At 43.0% G+C, this 15228-nt stretch carries 17 protein-coding genes and 5 tRNA genes; 17 read left to right on the top strand and 5 right to left on the bottom strand.

The window, feature by feature from the left end; genetic code table 11:
- Positions 1-58: 58 nt before the first annotated feature.
- The 3 genes from ispF to M3085_RS09470 are packed head-to-tail and all read right to left on the bottom strand — an operon-like array spanning position 59 to position 1816.
- Positions 59-538, bottom strand: coding sequence for a 2-C-methyl-D-erythritol 2,4-cyclodiphosphate synthase (ispF, locus tag M3085_RS09480; RefSeq protein ID WP_249052874.1), 480 nt, complete (start codon positions 536-538; stop codon positions 59-61).
- Positions 535-1152 (bottom strand): fumarylacetoacetate hydrolase family protein, encoded by a 618-nt coding sequence (locus tag M3085_RS09475; RefSeq protein ID WP_204499449.1) that lies wholly within the window; start codon positions 1150-1152, stop codon positions 535-537. The genes ispF and M3085_RS09475 overlap by 4 nt, the downstream gene beginning before the upstream one ends.
- Before the next feature lie 16 nt (positions 1153-1168).
- On the bottom strand, positions 1169-1816 hold the full coding sequence (locus M3085_RS09470; protein ID WP_249052873.1) for a redox-sensing transcriptional repressor Rex: 648 nt from the start codon (positions 1814-1816) through the stop codon (positions 1169-1171).
- A gap of 136 nt (positions 1817-1952) precedes the next feature.
- Between M3085_RS09470 and M3085_RS09465 the strand changes: the two genes are divergently transcribed.
- Positions 1953-2291: a translation initiation factor gene (locus M3085_RS09465; RefSeq protein ID WP_249052872.1), complete on the top strand. Its 339-nt coding sequence runs from the start codon at positions 1953-1955 to the stop codon at positions 2289-2291.
- 136 nt (positions 2292-2427) lie between these two features.
- On the opposite strand, the gene M3085_RS09460 is transcribed toward M3085_RS09465, so the two are convergent.
- Positions 2428-2985 carry a gamma carbonic anhydrase family protein gene (locus tag M3085_RS09460; RefSeq protein ID WP_178255951.1) on the bottom strand — a complete coding sequence of 186 codons (558 nt, stop codon included), beginning with the start codon at positions 2983-2985 and terminating at the stop codon, positions 2428-2430.
- Between the two features lie 21 nt (positions 2986-3006).
- Complete coding sequence (locus M3085_RS09455; RefSeq protein ID WP_178255952.1) at positions 3007-4788, bottom strand: aminopeptidase P family protein; 1782 nt, start codon at positions 4786-4788, stop codon at positions 3007-3009.
- Positions 4789-4959: 171 nt separating this feature from the next.
- On the opposite strand from M3085_RS09455, the gene rpsU reads away from it, so the two are divergent.
- The 16 genes from rpsU (at position 4960) to rpoB (ending at position 15195) form a co-directional block, all read left to right on the top strand.
- Entirely contained in the window at positions 4960-5151 is a 192-nt protein-coding gene (gene rpsU / locus M3085_RS09450; RefSeq protein ID WP_191710202.1) for a 30S ribosomal protein S21, read from the top strand.
- A 78-nt stretch (positions 5152-5229) separates the two neighbouring features.
- Complete coding sequence (locus M3085_RS09445; RefSeq protein ID WP_249052871.1) at positions 5230-6111, top strand: tyrosine recombinase XerC; 882 nt, start codon at positions 5230-5232, stop codon at positions 6109-6111.
- Positions 6112-6127: 16 nt separating this feature from the next.
- Complete coding sequence (gene hpf, locus M3085_RS09440) at positions 6128-6427, top strand: ribosome hibernation-promoting factor, HPF/YfiA family (RefSeq protein WP_191710253.1); 300 nt, start codon at positions 6128-6130, stop codon at positions 6425-6427.
- A 99-nt stretch (positions 6428-6526) separates the two neighbouring features.
- Positions 6527-6600 (top strand) — tRNA-Thr (locus M3085_RS09435).
- Between the two features lie 44 nt (positions 6601-6644).
- Positions 6645-6727, top strand: a tRNA-Tyr gene (locus tag M3085_RS09430).
- Positions 6728-6741: 14 nt separating this feature from the next.
- Positions 6742-6814 (top strand) — tRNA-Gly (locus tag M3085_RS09425).
- Positions 6815-6837: 23 nt separating this feature from the next.
- A tRNA-Thr gene (locus M3085_RS09420) sits at positions 6838-6909 on the top strand.
- Between the two features lie 48 nt (positions 6910-6957).
- The gene (tuf, locus tag M3085_RS09415) at positions 6958-8142 is read left to right on the top strand and encodes an elongation factor Tu (RefSeq protein ID WP_191710204.1); all 1185 of its coding nucleotides are present in this window, start codon (positions 6958-6960) and stop codon (positions 8140-8142) included.
- A 58-nt stretch (positions 8143-8200) separates the two neighbouring features.
- A tRNA-Trp gene (locus M3085_RS09410) sits at positions 8201-8273 on the top strand.
- Between the two features lie 16 nt (positions 8274-8289).
- Complete coding sequence (gene secE / locus M3085_RS09405) at positions 8290-8484, top strand: preprotein translocase subunit SecE (RefSeq protein ID WP_191710205.1); 195 nt, start codon at positions 8290-8292, stop codon at positions 8482-8484.
- Positions 8485-8496: 12 nt separating this feature from the next.
- Positions 8497-9036, top strand: coding sequence for a transcription termination/antitermination protein NusG (nusG, locus tag M3085_RS09400; protein ID WP_191710206.1), 540 nt, complete (start codon positions 8497-8499; stop codon positions 9034-9036).
- Between the two features lie 58 nt (positions 9037-9094).
- Positions 9095-9538 carry a 50S ribosomal protein L11 gene (gene rplK, locus M3085_RS09395; RefSeq protein WP_191710207.1) on the top strand — a complete coding sequence of 148 codons (444 nt, stop codon included), beginning with the start codon at positions 9095-9097 and terminating at the stop codon, positions 9536-9538.
- 17 nt (positions 9539-9555) lie between these two features.
- On the top strand, positions 9556-10254 hold the full coding sequence (gene rplA / locus M3085_RS09390; RefSeq protein ID WP_191710208.1) for a 50S ribosomal protein L1: 699 nt from the start codon (positions 9556-9558) through the stop codon (positions 10252-10254).
- Between the two features lie 14 nt (positions 10255-10268).
- Entirely contained in the window at positions 10269-10784 is a 516-nt protein-coding gene (rplJ, locus tag M3085_RS09385) for a 50S ribosomal protein L10 (protein ID WP_191710209.1), read from the top strand.
- 81 nt (positions 10785-10865) lie between these two features.
- Complete coding sequence (rplL, locus tag M3085_RS09380; RefSeq protein ID WP_007564160.1) at positions 10866-11243, top strand: 50S ribosomal protein L7/L12; 378 nt, start codon at positions 10866-10868, stop codon at positions 11241-11243.
- 139 nt (positions 11244-11382) lie between these two features.
- Entirely contained in the window at positions 11383-15195 is a 3813-nt protein-coding gene (gene rpoB / locus M3085_RS09375; RefSeq protein ID WP_178255851.1) for a DNA-directed RNA polymerase subunit beta, read from the top strand.
- Positions 15196-15228: the final 33 nt, after the last annotated feature.

Below are 15228 nucleotides of genomic sequence, written 5' to 3'. Positions count from 1 at the left end.
TTGAGGGAGAACTGCATCCAAATAACGGAAGACGGTTGTTTGGATGCAGTTCCCGTCTTTATTCTTTTACTATCAATACCGTGGCATAGGCAGAGATACCTTCTTCGCGTCCGGTAAATCCTAATTTTTCAGTAGTCGTTGCTTTGATAGAAACATCGTCGGGGTCAGTACCCATCACACGGGCAAGCGTTTCCTGCATGTCGGGGATGCGTGCTTTCAGCTTTGGACGTTCGGCACATACCGTGGCGTCGATATTTCCTATCCTGTATCCTTTCGTTGTAATGAGGTCTACCGTTTTTTTCAGTAGAATCTTACTGTCTATATCCTTGTAAGCTCCTGCCGTATCGGGGAAGTGATAGCCAATGTCGCGCATGTTTGCCGCTCCCAGTAAGGCATCGCAAATCGCATGAATCAATACATCGGCATCCGAATGGCCCAACAGCCCCTTTTCGTGTTCTAACTTGATTCCTCCCAGCCATAAATCGCGTCCTTCCACCAAGCGGTGGACATCGAATCCGAAACCAACTCTTATTTTCATCTTACGTAAAAATCCAAAACTTTATTACTTTCTAAATATCCTTCCAAATGATTGCCGATGGATACCGGTCCTACGCCCACCGGAGTTCCGGTAAAAAGGAGGTCGCCTATCTTCAGCGTACAAAATTGACTGACATAGGCTATAATTTCGTCTACGCGGAAAAGCATGTCTCCGGTATTTCCGGTTTGAACCGTTTTCCCGTCAATGTCTAAGTGGAATCCAATCTGTTGGATGTCGGAAAACTGTTCTATCGGAACCCAGTCGCCGATAGCAGCCGAGTTGTCGAATCCTTTGCAAAGCTCCCACGGCTTGCCCTCGGCACGGAAACGGCGTTGCAGGTCGCGTGCAGTAAAGTCGATACCCACTGTTACCGCATCGTAATAGCGATGGGCAAAACGTTCGGCAATATTTTTTCCCAAACGGTTAATGCGTACCACCAATTCGGTTTCATAATCTACCTGATTGCAAAAGTCAGGAATAAAAAAAGGTTTGCTATCTTTCAGCAGTGCAGAGTCCGGTTTCATAAAAATAACCGGTTCTTCGGGCAGCGGTTCGCTGGCGTGGAGTTCACGGCAATGCTGAGGATAATTCATGCCAACGGCTATAATCTTCATGCTACTTATATTATTCTTATAGTTTTTCGTTCAAACGGTTAAACATCACGGCAAGATGAGCGTAGAGTGACGTATTCTGTACCACGATGTACTCCGGGACGCGAATACGGAAAGGAGTAAAGTTCCATACCGCTTTGATACCTCCCGCAATCATTTTGTCGGTAATCTCCTGTGCGATATTGATGGGCACGGTCAATACGCCGATATTTACACGGTTCTCTTTCATGAGACTTTCAAATTCATTGCTGTGGAAAACCGGAACACCGTTGATGGTTGTTCCCACCAATTCCGGCTTTACGTCGAAAGCCCCTATGATTTTCAGTCCGAAATGCTCCAGACCGGAATCGCGCAATAAAGCTCCTCCCAAACTTCCCACTCCGAAGAGGTAGGCTTCGTGCAGGTTGGTGAATCCCAAGAAGTCTTCGAGCACCCGGATAAGCGAATCAATTTTATATCCTACGCGCGTACGTCCCGATATGTCAACAAAAGACAGGTCTTTGGCTATTTGAGAAGCATCGATATTGATTTGTCTTGATATTTGAGTAGAAGACACATACTTTTCGCCCCGCTCTTTCATCAGCTTGGCGTTTGAAAGATACCACGGCAATCTCCGTAGGGTAGGTTCGGGGATTTTATCTGTATGCTTGTTTATCCGTGTTGTCATTGTAGGGTTCGCTCTGTTTCTTCACATTTGCAAAATTAAGCTATTTATTCGGTAATACCGAACGCTGAGATTTAATTTTATATAATCCCGTGGAATCGCTATCTTTGACCCGATTATTTATTGAACTTGGAGTGATATGAGAAAGAATGACTGGAAAGACCGTTTGAATATTGTGTATTCTACGAATCCTGATTTTGCGTACGAAACAGAGCGTGATAACGAGGTGGAAACCTTGCCTAAAAACCAACAGAAACTACGGGTGTCTGTGGAGAAAAAGGGCAGGGGAGGCAAGACCGTAACCGTAGTGAGTGGTTTTGTGGGAACGGAAGACGACCTGAAAGACTTAGGAAAGTTTCTGAAAACAAAATGCGGCGTGGGAGGTTCGGCGAAAGATAACGAGGTGCTGATTCAGGGAGAGCTGAAACAGCGTGTCATCGACTTGCTGAAAGCCGAAGGATATACGCAGACGAAGTGATTTCAAGGGGTGAAAAACGCTATGGGTAGAAAGACGAAATTCATGCTGATGAACTCCTGCTTCCATGCGGAAGCGTTGGACCGTTCATCAGCATGAATTTCTTAGCCGTCAAGCGAATAATGTATCCGTAAGATAATCAGATGTTTACTCTTGAGCGGGGAGACGGCTGCTTGCTGTCTTCTTCTCTAAACCAATCGGCATACATTAAATAGCCGTTTGCGGTGCGTTGGTTCAGGTCTTTGCTTTGTTGCGGGTCGATTTTCTTAATAAAATGTGCCGGTACGCCTCCCCACATCGTGTAAGGTTCGATGACGGTGTTTGCTAAAACCAAAGCTCCTGCCGCAACAATGGCTCCTTCGCCCACTACTACATTATCGAGCAGGGTAGACCCCATGCCGATGAGTGCACAGTCGTCCACACGCGCTCCGTGAAGGGTAACGTTATGTCCCACGGATACATCGTTTCCGATTTCAACGACCGATTTGCCGTAAAGTGTGTGAAGAACCGAGCCGTCTTGGATGTTCACGCGGTCGCCAATCCGGATGGTGTTGACATCGCCGCGCAAAACCGCATTAAACCAGATGCTGCAATCGCGCCCTATCGTCACGTCGCCGATTATCGTAGCATTGTCGGCAAGATAACAATTCTCTCCAATTTTGGGGGTAAATCCCCGTACCGATTTGATTAATGCCATAAATGTATCGTTTGATGGTTATCATTTGAGGGGAGCGGTAGCTTCTTTCAGCCACGCTTGTTCATCAGAGCCAAGCATCGGGCTAAGCTGCTCGTACACCAGTGCGTGATAATCGTTCAGCCAGTTTGTTTCTTCAGGACTCATCATTTCGGTCAAGATGGCTTCTTTGTCAATCGGGCAAAGCGTAAGCGGCTCAAATTTATAAAAATCGCCGAACTCCGTTTCCTTGCTTCTCACAATCAGCATGGTGTTTTCGGTACGTACACCGTGCTTGTTGCTCCGGTAAATACCCGGTTCGTTGGTGACGGTCATGCCGGGCAGAAGCAGAGCAGGTACATGATTCATGCGGAATTGATGAGGCCCTTCATGAACATTCAGGAAATGTCCCACGCCGTGGCCGGTGCCGTGTCCGTAATTGATTCCTGCTTTCCACATAAATTGTCGGGCAAGCACGTCCAACTGTGTGCCACACGTGCCGTAAGGGAACTCAGCCATAGAGAGCTGGATAAACCCTTTCAATACCAAAGTATAGTCGAGTTTCTGTTCGTCTGTCAGTGCGCCAAGCACAATGGTACGGGTAATGTCGGTGGTTCCGTCTAAATATTGTGCACCACTGTCTAACAGCAACAAACCTTCGGGATGCAGCGTTACGGCCGTATCTTCCGTAGCCTCATAATGAACTATCGCCCCATGTTCCTGATAGCCGGCAATGGTGTCGAAGCTGATACCCTTGAAATCCCGTTGTTCGGCACGGAACTCATAGAGCCTGTTGTCGATAGTCAGCTCGGTTTCTTTTCCACTTTTAACGGCCTCTTTGAGCCAAATCAGGAATTTTACCATCGCCACCCCGTCGCGCTTCATAGCCTCGCGGAAACCGTTGATTTCGGTTTCGTTCTTGATAGATTTCAGGTAAAGAACCGGAGACTCGGCACGGACTACCCGTGTAGCAACTGAGGCTGTTTCATAGAGCGCATAATTCGTATCCGCAGAAAGCTGGAGACACTTGCCGGCATACGTATTCAGGTCTGCCTCCACATTTTCGTAAGGCTTTGTCTGTATATCATTCTCCTTTAAGTAATCAGCTATTTCCGGAGTTAATTTTTCGGGTAATATATATAATGTACAAGCATAGTCGGTAACCAGCAGGTAGCTGACGAAAACCGGATTGCAATGAACATCGCTTCCACGCAAGTTAAGCGTCCAAGCAATTTCGTCGAGGGCGGAAATCAAAATGCCATCAGCACCATTCCGGTGGATTTCTTCCCGGATTTGACCGATTTTATCACGGCATGACACGCCGGCGTACCGTAACGGTAAAACGAATGGAGGATTCAGCGGAAGCGACGGACGGTCAGTCCATAACGTGCGGAAAGGGTCTTCCACAGCCACTAATTGCAGACCATACGTATGTAAATACGCCTTCAGGCTTTCTGCATCGGCAGTAGTATTCACCCATCCGTCGATACCTACTTTACATCCGGTTTCGAGTACACTTCCCAGCCATTGGGGAATGGAAGGCGTTTCGGGCAGACGGTCTTTAAACAATTCGATGCCCGTATCTTGCAGTTGGTCGGCAGCCTGTAAAAAATACCGTGAATCTGTCCATAATCCGGCTTTATCAGCAGTAACGACAACCGTTCCCGCCGAACCCGTAAAGCCCGAAATCCACTTGCGAGACTCCCAATGAGCCGGTACATATTCTCCTGAATGCGGATCGGTGCTGGGGACGATAAAAGCAGCAATACCTTTATCGCGCATAAAGGCACGGAGCGAAGCTAATCTGTTAGTTATTTCTTGTTTCATAGGATAAGATTGATTATTAGAGATAATATCGGCAGACAAAGTTACAATTTCTATGTAATTCTCGATAAAATCTGCCGGAAAGTTTTGTGAATAAAGAAAGTATGTGTAATTTTGCGGCGCATTTCGACTGTAAATATTTTTAATAACAACTATATTTTAATAAACAAAAACATGATTGTAGTACCAGTAAAAGAAGGCGAAAACATTGAAAAAGCGCTGAAGAAATTCAAAAGAAAATTTGAAAAAACAGGTGTTGTAAAAGAATTAAGAAAGAGACAACAATACGACAAACCGTCTGTATTGAAGAGACTTAAGATGGAACGTGCTATTTACGTTCAGAAAATCCGCCAAACAGAAGAATAATAATTTACGGCAAAACTCTTGAATTATTGAATTCTTTTTCATAAATTCGTTGCAGAATATAATAAAAGCGATGTTTTTATGCTGAAAGAATCTTTCCTGAAGTATCTCTTGCTGGAGCGTAATTATTCCAAGCAGACGGTAGCTTGCTACGGTACGGATATTACTGCTTTTGAAGAATACTTTAAGAGTGTGGACGAAACGCTTGATTTTACGAATGTAGACGGAGATCTGGTTCGCTCGTGGGTACTGAAGCTCATGGAAAACGGATACGAGTCTGCTTCGGTGAATCGGAAGTTAAGTTCGCTGAGAGCTTTTTATCGCTATTTGCTTCGTAAAGGCGAGGTGACGGCGGACCCGACACTGAAAGTGATTGGTCCGAAGCGGAAAAAACCGTTGCCCGTTTTTGTGAAAGAAGCCGATATGAACCGCTTGCTTGATTCTACGGATTTGGGAAGCGGGTTTAAAGGAGTTCGCGATCGTATGATTCTGGAAATGTTTTATGAAACAGGGATGCGAGTTTCTGAATTGATCGGGTTGGCAGATGCGGATGTAGATTTTTTTGCTTCTACGATAAAAGTGACAGGAAAGAGAAATAAACAACGTTTGATTCCTTTTGGCGAAGAGCTGAAGGAGGATATGCGGAACTATCTTTCAGTGAGAGATGAACATTGTGCGGAAGGGTGTGAAGCCTTTTTCGTTCAGGAGAACGGAAGGAAAATGACTCGTGCCGCCGTTTATGTTTTGGTAAGACGAAATTTGTCGAAAGTTGTTACGTTGAAGAAAAGGAGTCCTCACGTGTTGCGCCATTCTTTTGCGACTTCGATGCTGAATAACCATGCAGGACTGGAGGCAGTGAAAGAATTGTTGGGACACGAAAGTTTGAAGACAACGGAGATTTATACGCATACAACTTTTGAAGAATTGAAAAAAGTTTATGAACAAGCTCATCCCAGAGCGTAAAGAAAAGGAGGTTTTTATGGAAGTAAGAATTCAATCAATTCATTTTGATGCATCCGAAAAATTACAGGCTTTCATTCAGAAGAAAGCAGAGAAGCTCGAGAAGTTTTGCGATAATATAAAGAAAGTAGAGGTGTCTTTGAAAGTAGTAAAACCTGAAACAGCAATGAATAAAGAAGCTGGAGTTCGCGTATTGGCGTTAAATTCAGAGTTTTACGCAGAAAAAGTAAGTGATACATTCGAAGAATCGATAGATGTGTGCATGGAAGCACTCTCTAAACAACTGTTGAAAGCAAAAGAAAAACAACAGGGTAAATAAAAAAATCACGGAAAAGTTTTGTGATTAAAAAATTATATCTAACTTTGCAGCCGCTAAGCCGCCTCTGTGTGATGATTAGCGGCTGTAAATTTTGAAATTGCCTCTTTAGCTCAGTTGGCCAGAGCACGTGATTTGTAATCTCGGGGTCGTTGGTTCGAATCCGACAAGAGGCTCGAAGAGAGAAAGGAGAAGATACTTCTTTTTAATCTTTGAAGTTGGGCAAATACCAGAGTGGCCAAATGGGGCAGACTGTAAATCTGCTGGCTTACGCCTTCGGTGGTTCGAATCCATCTTTGCCCACTTAAAAAAAAGTTGCGGAAGTAGCTCAGTTGATAGAGCATTAGCCTTCCAAGCTGAGGGTCGCGGGTTTGAGTCCCGTCTTCCGCTCTTCTTCTGATATTTCTTCTTTTGCTGTTATAGCTCAGCGGTAGAGCACTTCCTTGGTAAGGAAGAGGTCCCGGGTTCAAGTCCCGGTAACAGCTCGTGAATTTGTAAAGCTGATTACTAATCAAAAATAAATAAGTAAAGCTATGGCTAAAGAGAAATTTGAACGTTCAAAACCGCATGTTAACATCGGTACTATTGGTCACGTTGACCATGGTAAAACAACTTTGACCGCTGCTATCACTACTGTGTTGGCAAAGAAGGGTCTGTCTGAAATGCGCTCTTTCGATTCTATCGATAACGCTCCGGAAGAAAAAGAAAGAGGTATCACTATCAATACTTCTCACGTAGAATATCAGACTGCTAATCGTCACTATGCACACGTTGACTGTCCGGGACACGCCGACTATGTGAAGAACATGGTAACTGGTGCTGCTCAGATGGACGGTGCTATCATCGTAGTTGCTGCAACTGACGGTCCGATGCCTCAGACTCGCGAACACATCCTGTTGGCTCGTCAGGTAAACGTTCCTCGTTTGGTTGTATTCTTGAACAAGTGCGACATGGTAGACGACGAAGAAATGTTGGAATTGGTTGAAATGGAAATGCGCGAACTGTTGTCATTCTATGACTTCGACGGCGACAACACTCCGATTATTCGTGGTTCTGCATTGGGCGCTTTGAACGGTGTTCCTCAGTGGGAAGAAAAAATCATGGAATTGATGGACGCTGTTGATACTTGGATTCCGCTGCCTCCGCGTGATGTTGATAAACCTTTCTTGATGCCGGTTGAAGACGTGTTCTCAATCACTGGTCGTGGTACTGTTGCTACAGGTCGTATCGAAGCTGGTGTTGTTAAGGTTGGCGACGAAGTTGAAATCCTTGGTTTGGGTGAAGACAAGAAAACTGTTGTAACTGGTGTTGAAATGTTCCGCAAATTGTTGGATCAAGGTGAAGCTGGTGACAACGTAGGTCTGTTGCTCCGTGGTGTTGATAAGAACGAAATCAAACGTGGTATGGTTCTTTGCCACCCGGGACAGGTTAAACCTCACTCAAGATTCAAAGCAGAGGTTTATATCTTGAAGAAAGAAGAAGGTGGACGTCACACTCCGTTCCACAACAAATACCGTCCTCAGTTCTACTTGCGTACTATGGACTGTACAGGTGAAATCACTTTGCCGGAAGGAACTGATATGGTAATGCCGGGTGATAACGTAACTATCACTGTAGAATTGATCTACCCGGTTGCATTGAACGTAGGTTTGCGTTTCGCTATCCGTGAAGGTGGACGTACGGTAGGTGCTGGTCAGATTACTGAAATTCTTGACTAATATTTTATAACCGACAAATAAAATTAATAGTTCCCGAATCTTTTCGGGAACTATTTTTACGGGAATAGCTCAGTTGGTAGAGCATCGGTCTCCAAAACCGAGTGTCGGGAGTTCGAGCCTCTCTTCCCGTGCTAAATTGAAAAGAATATGTTTAAAAAGATAACGAATTATTGTAAAGAATCTTATGACGAACTGGTCCATAAAGTATCATGGCCTACTCGTTCAGAACTTTCAAGTAGTGCAGTGGTTGTTTTAACTGCTTCCCTTCTCATTGCACTCGTTGTTTTCCTTATGGATTCTGCCTTCCAGTTTATTATGGAAGATGTTATCTATCCGCGCTAAAACGATAATAAAATGTCTGAGATTGAAAAGAAATGGTACGTATTGCGTGCCGTAAGTGGCAAAGAAAGCAAAGTTAAAGAATATCTTGATGCTGACATCAAGCATAGTGAACTTGGCGAGTATGTATCTCAGGTATTGATTCCTACCGAAAAAGTTTATCAGGTTCGCAATGGTAAAAAAATTGTGAAAGAAAGAAGTTATCTTCCTGGTTACGTATTGGTTGAAGCTGCATTGGTTGGTGAAGTTGCTCATCATTTGAGAAACACACCGAATGTAATCGGCTTTTTAGGAGGACAGGATCATCCGGTTCCTTTGCGCCAGTCGGAAGTGAATCGTATTTTGGGTACGGTGGATGAACTTCAGGAAGTAAGTGAAGAAAGCATTCCTTACACCGTTGGAGAAACAGTGAAAGTAAGCGTCGGACCGTTTAGCGGCTTTAGTGGAATCATTGAAGAAGTAAACGGAGAAAAACGCAAACTGAAAGTGATGGTCAAAATATTCGGGCGTAAAACTCCGCTTGAATTAGGCTTTACGGATGTTGAAAAGGAATGATGTATTTTGTTACGTGCATTCATTCTATTCGTTAAAACACTTATAAAAATTAAAGAAAATGGCTAAAGAAGTTGCTGGACTAATCAAATTACAGATTAAAGGAGGCGCTGCAAATCCATCACCTCCCGTTGGACCTGCTTTGGGTTCTAAGGGTATTAATATCATGGAATTTTGCAAGCAATTCAACGCCAGAACCCAGGACAAGGCAGGTAAGGTATTGCCTGTAATCATTACTTACTATACGGATAAGTCTTTCGATTTTGTAATCAAGACTCCTCCTGTAGCTATTCAGTTGCTTGAGGCTGCCAAGATTAAGAGCGGCTCTGCTGAACCTAACCGTAAAAAAGTTGCGGAACTTACATGGGATCAGATTCGTGCTATTGCTCAAGACAAATTGGTTGACTTAAACTGCTTTACTGTTGAAGCTGCTATGACAATGGTAGCAGGCACAGCTAGAAGTATGGGTATCGCTGTAAAAGGTGACTTCCCGGGTAATAATTAATTAACTTCAATTGAATAATGGGTAAACTGACAAAAAATCAAAAGTTAGCTGCAGAAAAAATTGAAGCAGGGAAAGCATACTCACTGAAAGAGGCGTCTGAATTAGTGAAAGAAATTACTTATACTAAGTTTGATGCTTCATTAGATATTGACGTACGTTTAGGTGTGGATCCGCGTAAGGCTAACCAAATGGTGAGAGGCGTTGTCTCTTTGCCTCATGGTACAGGTAAGCAGATTCGTGTGCTTGTTCTGTGTACGCCGGATGCTGAAGCTGCTGCAAAAGAAGCTGGTGCTGACTATGTTGGTCTTGATGAATATATTGAAAAGATCAAAGGTGGATGGACTGATATTGATGTAATCATCACTATGCCGTCTATCATGGGTAAGATCGGTGCTTTGGGTCGTGTGTTAGGTCCTCGTGGATTGATGCCGAACCCGAAGAGTGGTACTGTGACTATGGACGTGGCTAAGGCTGTTAAGGAAGTTAAGCAAGGTAAGATTGACTTTAAGGTTGATAAGAGCGGTATCGTTCATACATCAATCGGTAAGGTTTCTTTCACTGCTGACCAAATTCGTGAGAACGCGAAAGAATTTATCGCTACTATCATTAAGTTGAAACCGACAGCAGCTAAGGGTACTTATATTAAGAGTATTTATCTTTCAAGTACTATGAGTAAGGGTATTAAGATTGATCCCAAATCAGTAGACGAAATCTAAAATTAGGAAGTATCATGAGAAAGGAAGATAAAGGCGTAATTATAAGTCAGTTGGCTGATACCATTAAGCAATACGGACATTTTTACTTGGTTGATACGACTGCAATGGATGCAGCGAAAACAAGTGCTTTGCGTGCAAAATGTTTTAAGGCTGGTATCAAGCTGGTAGTTGTGAAGAACTCTTTGCTTCACAAAGCTCTGTTGAGCTTGGATGTTGATTATTCACCATTGTTTGATTCTCTGAAAGGTATGACTTCAGTAATGTTTAGCGAAGTGGCTAATGCTCCTGCTAAATTGCTGAAAGAATACAAAGACGAGGTTCCGACCTTGAAAGCTGCTTATGCAGAAGAAGGTTTCTATGTTGGTGCTGATCAATTGGAAGCTCTCGCTACTATCAAGAGCAAGAACGAAGTTATTGCAGAAATCATTGCTTTGTTGCAATCTCCTGCGAAAAATGTTGTTTCTGCTCTTCAATCAGGTGGTAACACCATTCATGGATTGCTTAAGACTTTGGGTGAACGTGCTGAATAATTTGAAGGGTATTTCACTTGAAAAGGCAATTCTTACAACTTAATAAACAAATTAGTAACAAACAATTAAATTCATACAAAAATGGCAGATTTGAAAGCTTTTGCAGAACAATTAGTTAACTTGACAGTAAAAGAAGTTAATGAACTTGCAACTATCCTTAAAGAAGAATATGGTATTGAACCTGCTGCTGCAGCTGTAGCTGTTGCTGCTGGTCCTGCTGCTGCTGGTGCAGCTGCTGCTGAAGAAAAAACTTCATTCGATGTAGTTTTGAAGAGCGCAGGTGCTGCTAAATTGCAGGTTGTTAAAGCCGTTAAAGAAGCATGTGGTCTTGGCTTGAAAGAAGCAAAAGACTTGGTTGACGGTGCACCCAGCACAGTAAAAGAAGGTTTGGCTAAAGACGAAGCTGAATCTTTGAAGAAAACTTTGGAAGAAGCTGGAGCTGAAGTTGAACTTAAATAAAATATCCTGTTTATCAGGTAGTTCGGTTAAGAGTCCTCTGTCAGGAGGATTCTTAACCTTTTTGCGTCTATATTAAGTTGACAAATTTGGATGCCACTGATTATTAATTGTCAATTTTAAAAATTCAATTCTAAGATAGATGTCTTCAAATACTCAAAATCAACGAATTAACTTTGCTTCCATTAAGAATCCGATGCAGTATCCGGATTTTCTGGAAGTGCAATTGAAGTCATTTCAAGACTTCCTACAGTTGGATACCCCGCCCGAAAAACGTAAGAACGACGGTTTGTTCAAGGTATTTGCAGAGAATTTCCCTATTGCTGATACACGTAACAACTTCGTGCTCGAGTTCCTTGATTACTATATAGATCCGCCTCATTATTCTATTGATGATTGTTTGGAGCGCGGATTGACATATAGTGTTCCCTTGAAAGCTAAACTGAAACTTTATTGTACCGACCCCGATCACGAAGACTTTGACACTGTTATTCAGGACGTTTATTTGGGACCAATCCCGTATATGACTCCTAAAGGTACTTTTGTTATCAATGGTGCGGAACGTGTGGTTGTTTCTCAGCTTCATCGTTCGCCGGGTGTATTCTTCGGACAAAGCATCCATGCTAACGGTACCAAGTTGTATTCGGCACGTATTATTCCGTTCAAAGGTTCATGGATTGAGTTTGCAACGGATATCAACAATGTGATGTATGCGTACATCGACCGTAAGAAGAAATTGCCTGTTACTACACTTCTGAGAGCGGTAGGATTTGAAAATGATAAGGATATCCTTGAAATTTTTAATCTGGCAGAAGATGTAAAGGTAACAAAGACTAATCTGAAAAAAATTGTTGGTCGCAAATTGGCTGCTCGTGTCTTGAAGACATGGACAGAAGATTTCGTTGATGAAGACACCGGTGAGGTTGTTTCTATTGAACGTAATGAGGTAGTAATCGATCGTGAAACGATTATTGAGCCTGAACATATTGATTTGATTATTGAATCGGGTGTTCAGAATATTCTTGTTCATAACGAAGAAGCAAACTCTTCTGATTATTCTATTATTTTTAATACCCTCCAGAAAGACCCGAGTAATTCGGAGAAAGAAGCCGTATTGTATATTTATCGTCAGTTGCGTAATGCAGACCCTGCCGATGATGCCAGTGCGCGTGAGGTTATCAATAACCTGTTCTTCTCTGAAAAACGTTATGATTTGGGGGATGTTGGGCGTTATCGTATCAATAAGAAGTTGAATTTGGATACGCCGATGGATGTGCGGGTATTGACAAAACAAGATATTATCGAAATCATCAAATATCTGATTGAATTGATTAACTCGAAAGCAGATGTGGATGATATCGACCACTTGAGTAACCGTCGTGTACGTACGGTAGGCGAACAGCTTTCTAACCAATTTGCTATTGGTTTGGCTCGTATGTCTCGTACAATTCGTGAACGTATGAATGTGCGTGATAACGAAGTGTTTACTCCGATTGATTTGATTAATGCTAAAACGATTTCGTCGGTTATTAACTCATTCTTTGGAACAAACGCTTTGTCACAATTTATGGATCAGACAAACCCGTTGGCAGAAATTACGCATAAACGTCGTTTATCTGCATTGGGACCGGGTGGTTTGTCACGTGACCGTGCCGGATTTGAGGTGCGAGACGTTCACTATACTCATTATGGACGTTTGTGCCCGATTGAAACTCCTGAAGGTCCGAACATCGGTTTGATTTCTTCTTTGTGCGTATATGCTAAGATTAATGAACTTGGATTTATCGTAACTCCTTATCGTAAAGTAGCAAACGGAGTGGTAGATTTGTCACCTGAGGGAATTGAATACTTATCGGCAGAAGAGGAAGAAGATAAGATTATTGCGCAAGGTAATGCTCCGCTGAATGATGATGGAACATTTGTACGAGACAAAGTAAAGGCACGTCGTGATGCTGACTATCCGGTTGTAACTCCCGATCAGGTAGAATTGATGGACGTTTCTCCTCAGCAGATTGCCTCTATTGCGGCTTCATTGATTCCGTTCTTGGAACATGACGATGCTAACCGCGCGCTGATGGGTTCTAACATGATGCGTCAGGCAGTACCTTTGTTGAGAACGGAAGCTCCGATCGTAGGAACCGGCATCGAAAAGCAGTTGTGTGAAGACTCTCGTACACAAATTACTGCAGAAGGAGACGGTGTTATCGAGTTTGTTGATGCTACTACCATTCGTATCCTGTATGACCGTACCGACGATGAGGAATTTGTAAGTTTCGAACCGGCATTGAAAGAATATCGTATACCGAAGTTCCGCAAAACGAATCAGAGCATGACAATAGACCTGCGTCCGATTTGTGAGAAAGGACAGCGGGTGAAGAAAGGCGATATTTTGACGGAAGGTTATTCTACCGCAAATGGCGAGTTAGCTTTAGGTAAGAACTTGCTGGTAGCTTACATGCCGTGGAAGGGATATAACTATGAGGACGCTATTGTGTTGAATGAACGAGTAGTCCGTGAAGATATTCTAACTTCTGTGCACGTTGACGAGTATACGCTTGAAGTTCGCGAAACGAAACGTGGTATGGAAGAATTGACTTCAGATATTCCGAATGTCAGCGAAGAAGCTACTAAAGATTTGGATGAAAACGGTATCGTTCGTGTTGGTGCTCGTATTGAGCCGGGAGATATCTTGATTGGTAAGATTACTCCGAAAGGCGAGTCTGATCCGTCTCCTGAAGAAAAATTGTTGCGCGCTATCTTCGGTGACAAGGCAGGTGATGTGAAAGATGCTTCATTGAAAGCTTCTCCGTCATTACGAGGTGTGGTTATTGATAAGAAATTGTATTCACGTGTTATCAAGACTCGTAGTGAAAAGAATGCAGATAAGGCTATCTTGCCAAAACTGAATGAAGAATTTGAAGAAAAAGCAGCTGCACTGAAAGAGATATTGGTTAATAAACTGTTGGTTCTTACCGATGAAAAAGTTTCTCAAGGAGTGAAAGACTATTTGGGAACGGAAGTTATCGCTAAAGGAGCTAAGTTTATGAAGCGCGATTTAGAATCATTGGATTATACAATTATCCAGTTGAGTAAATGGACGGCAGATGCTCATAAAAACGATATGATTCGCGACTTGGTTATGAACTATTTGAAGAAATACAAAGAGTTGGAAGCCGAGTTGAAACGTAAGAAATTTGCCTTGACTATTGGTGATGAATTACCTTCAGGCATCATGCAGATGGCGAAAGTATACATTGCTAAGAAACGTAAAATTGGCGTTGGTGATAAAATGGCAGGTCGTCACGGTAATAAGGGTATTGTATCGCGTGTGGTTCGTCAAGAAGATATGCCGTTCTTGGCAGACGGAACTCCGGTAGATATCGTTTTGAATCCGTTGGGTGTGCCTTCTCGTATGAACATTGGTCAGATATTCGAAGCCGTTTTGGGTCGTGCGGGTAAAGAATTAGGTGTAAAATTTGCAACTCCTATTTTTGACGGTGCAACACTGGAAGATTTGGATAAATGGACAGATAAAGCCGGATTGCCACGCTATTGTAAGACGTATCTTTATGATGGCGGAACGGGTGAGCAGTTCGACCAGCCGGCAACAGTTGGTGTTACTTACATGTTGAAACTTGGTCACATGGTTGAAGATAAGATGCACGCACGTTCTATCGGTCCGTATTCATTGATTACTCAGCAACCTTTGGGTGGTAAAGCGCAGTTCGGTGGTCAGCGTTTCGGAGAAATGGAGGTTTGGGCTATTGAAGCATTTGGTGCAGCTCATGTACTTCAGGAAATTTTGACCATTAAGTCGGATGATGTAGTAGGACGTTCTAAGGCTTATGAAGCTATTGTGAAGGGCGATCCTATGCCTACTCCGGGTATACCTGAATCTCTGAATGTATTGCTTCATGAATTGAGAGGTCTCTGCTTGAGCATTACTTTAGAATAAATCTTTTTAATGGAGAGTGAAGGAGATAAAATC

It is taken from the genome of Bacteroides caecicola (assembly GCF_023337095.1).
Lineage (GTDB): Bacteria > Bacteroidota > Bacteroidia > Bacteroidales > Bacteroidaceae > Phocaeicola > Phocaeicola gallinarum.
This window is presented reverse-complemented; position numbering and strand designations above follow the sequence as displayed.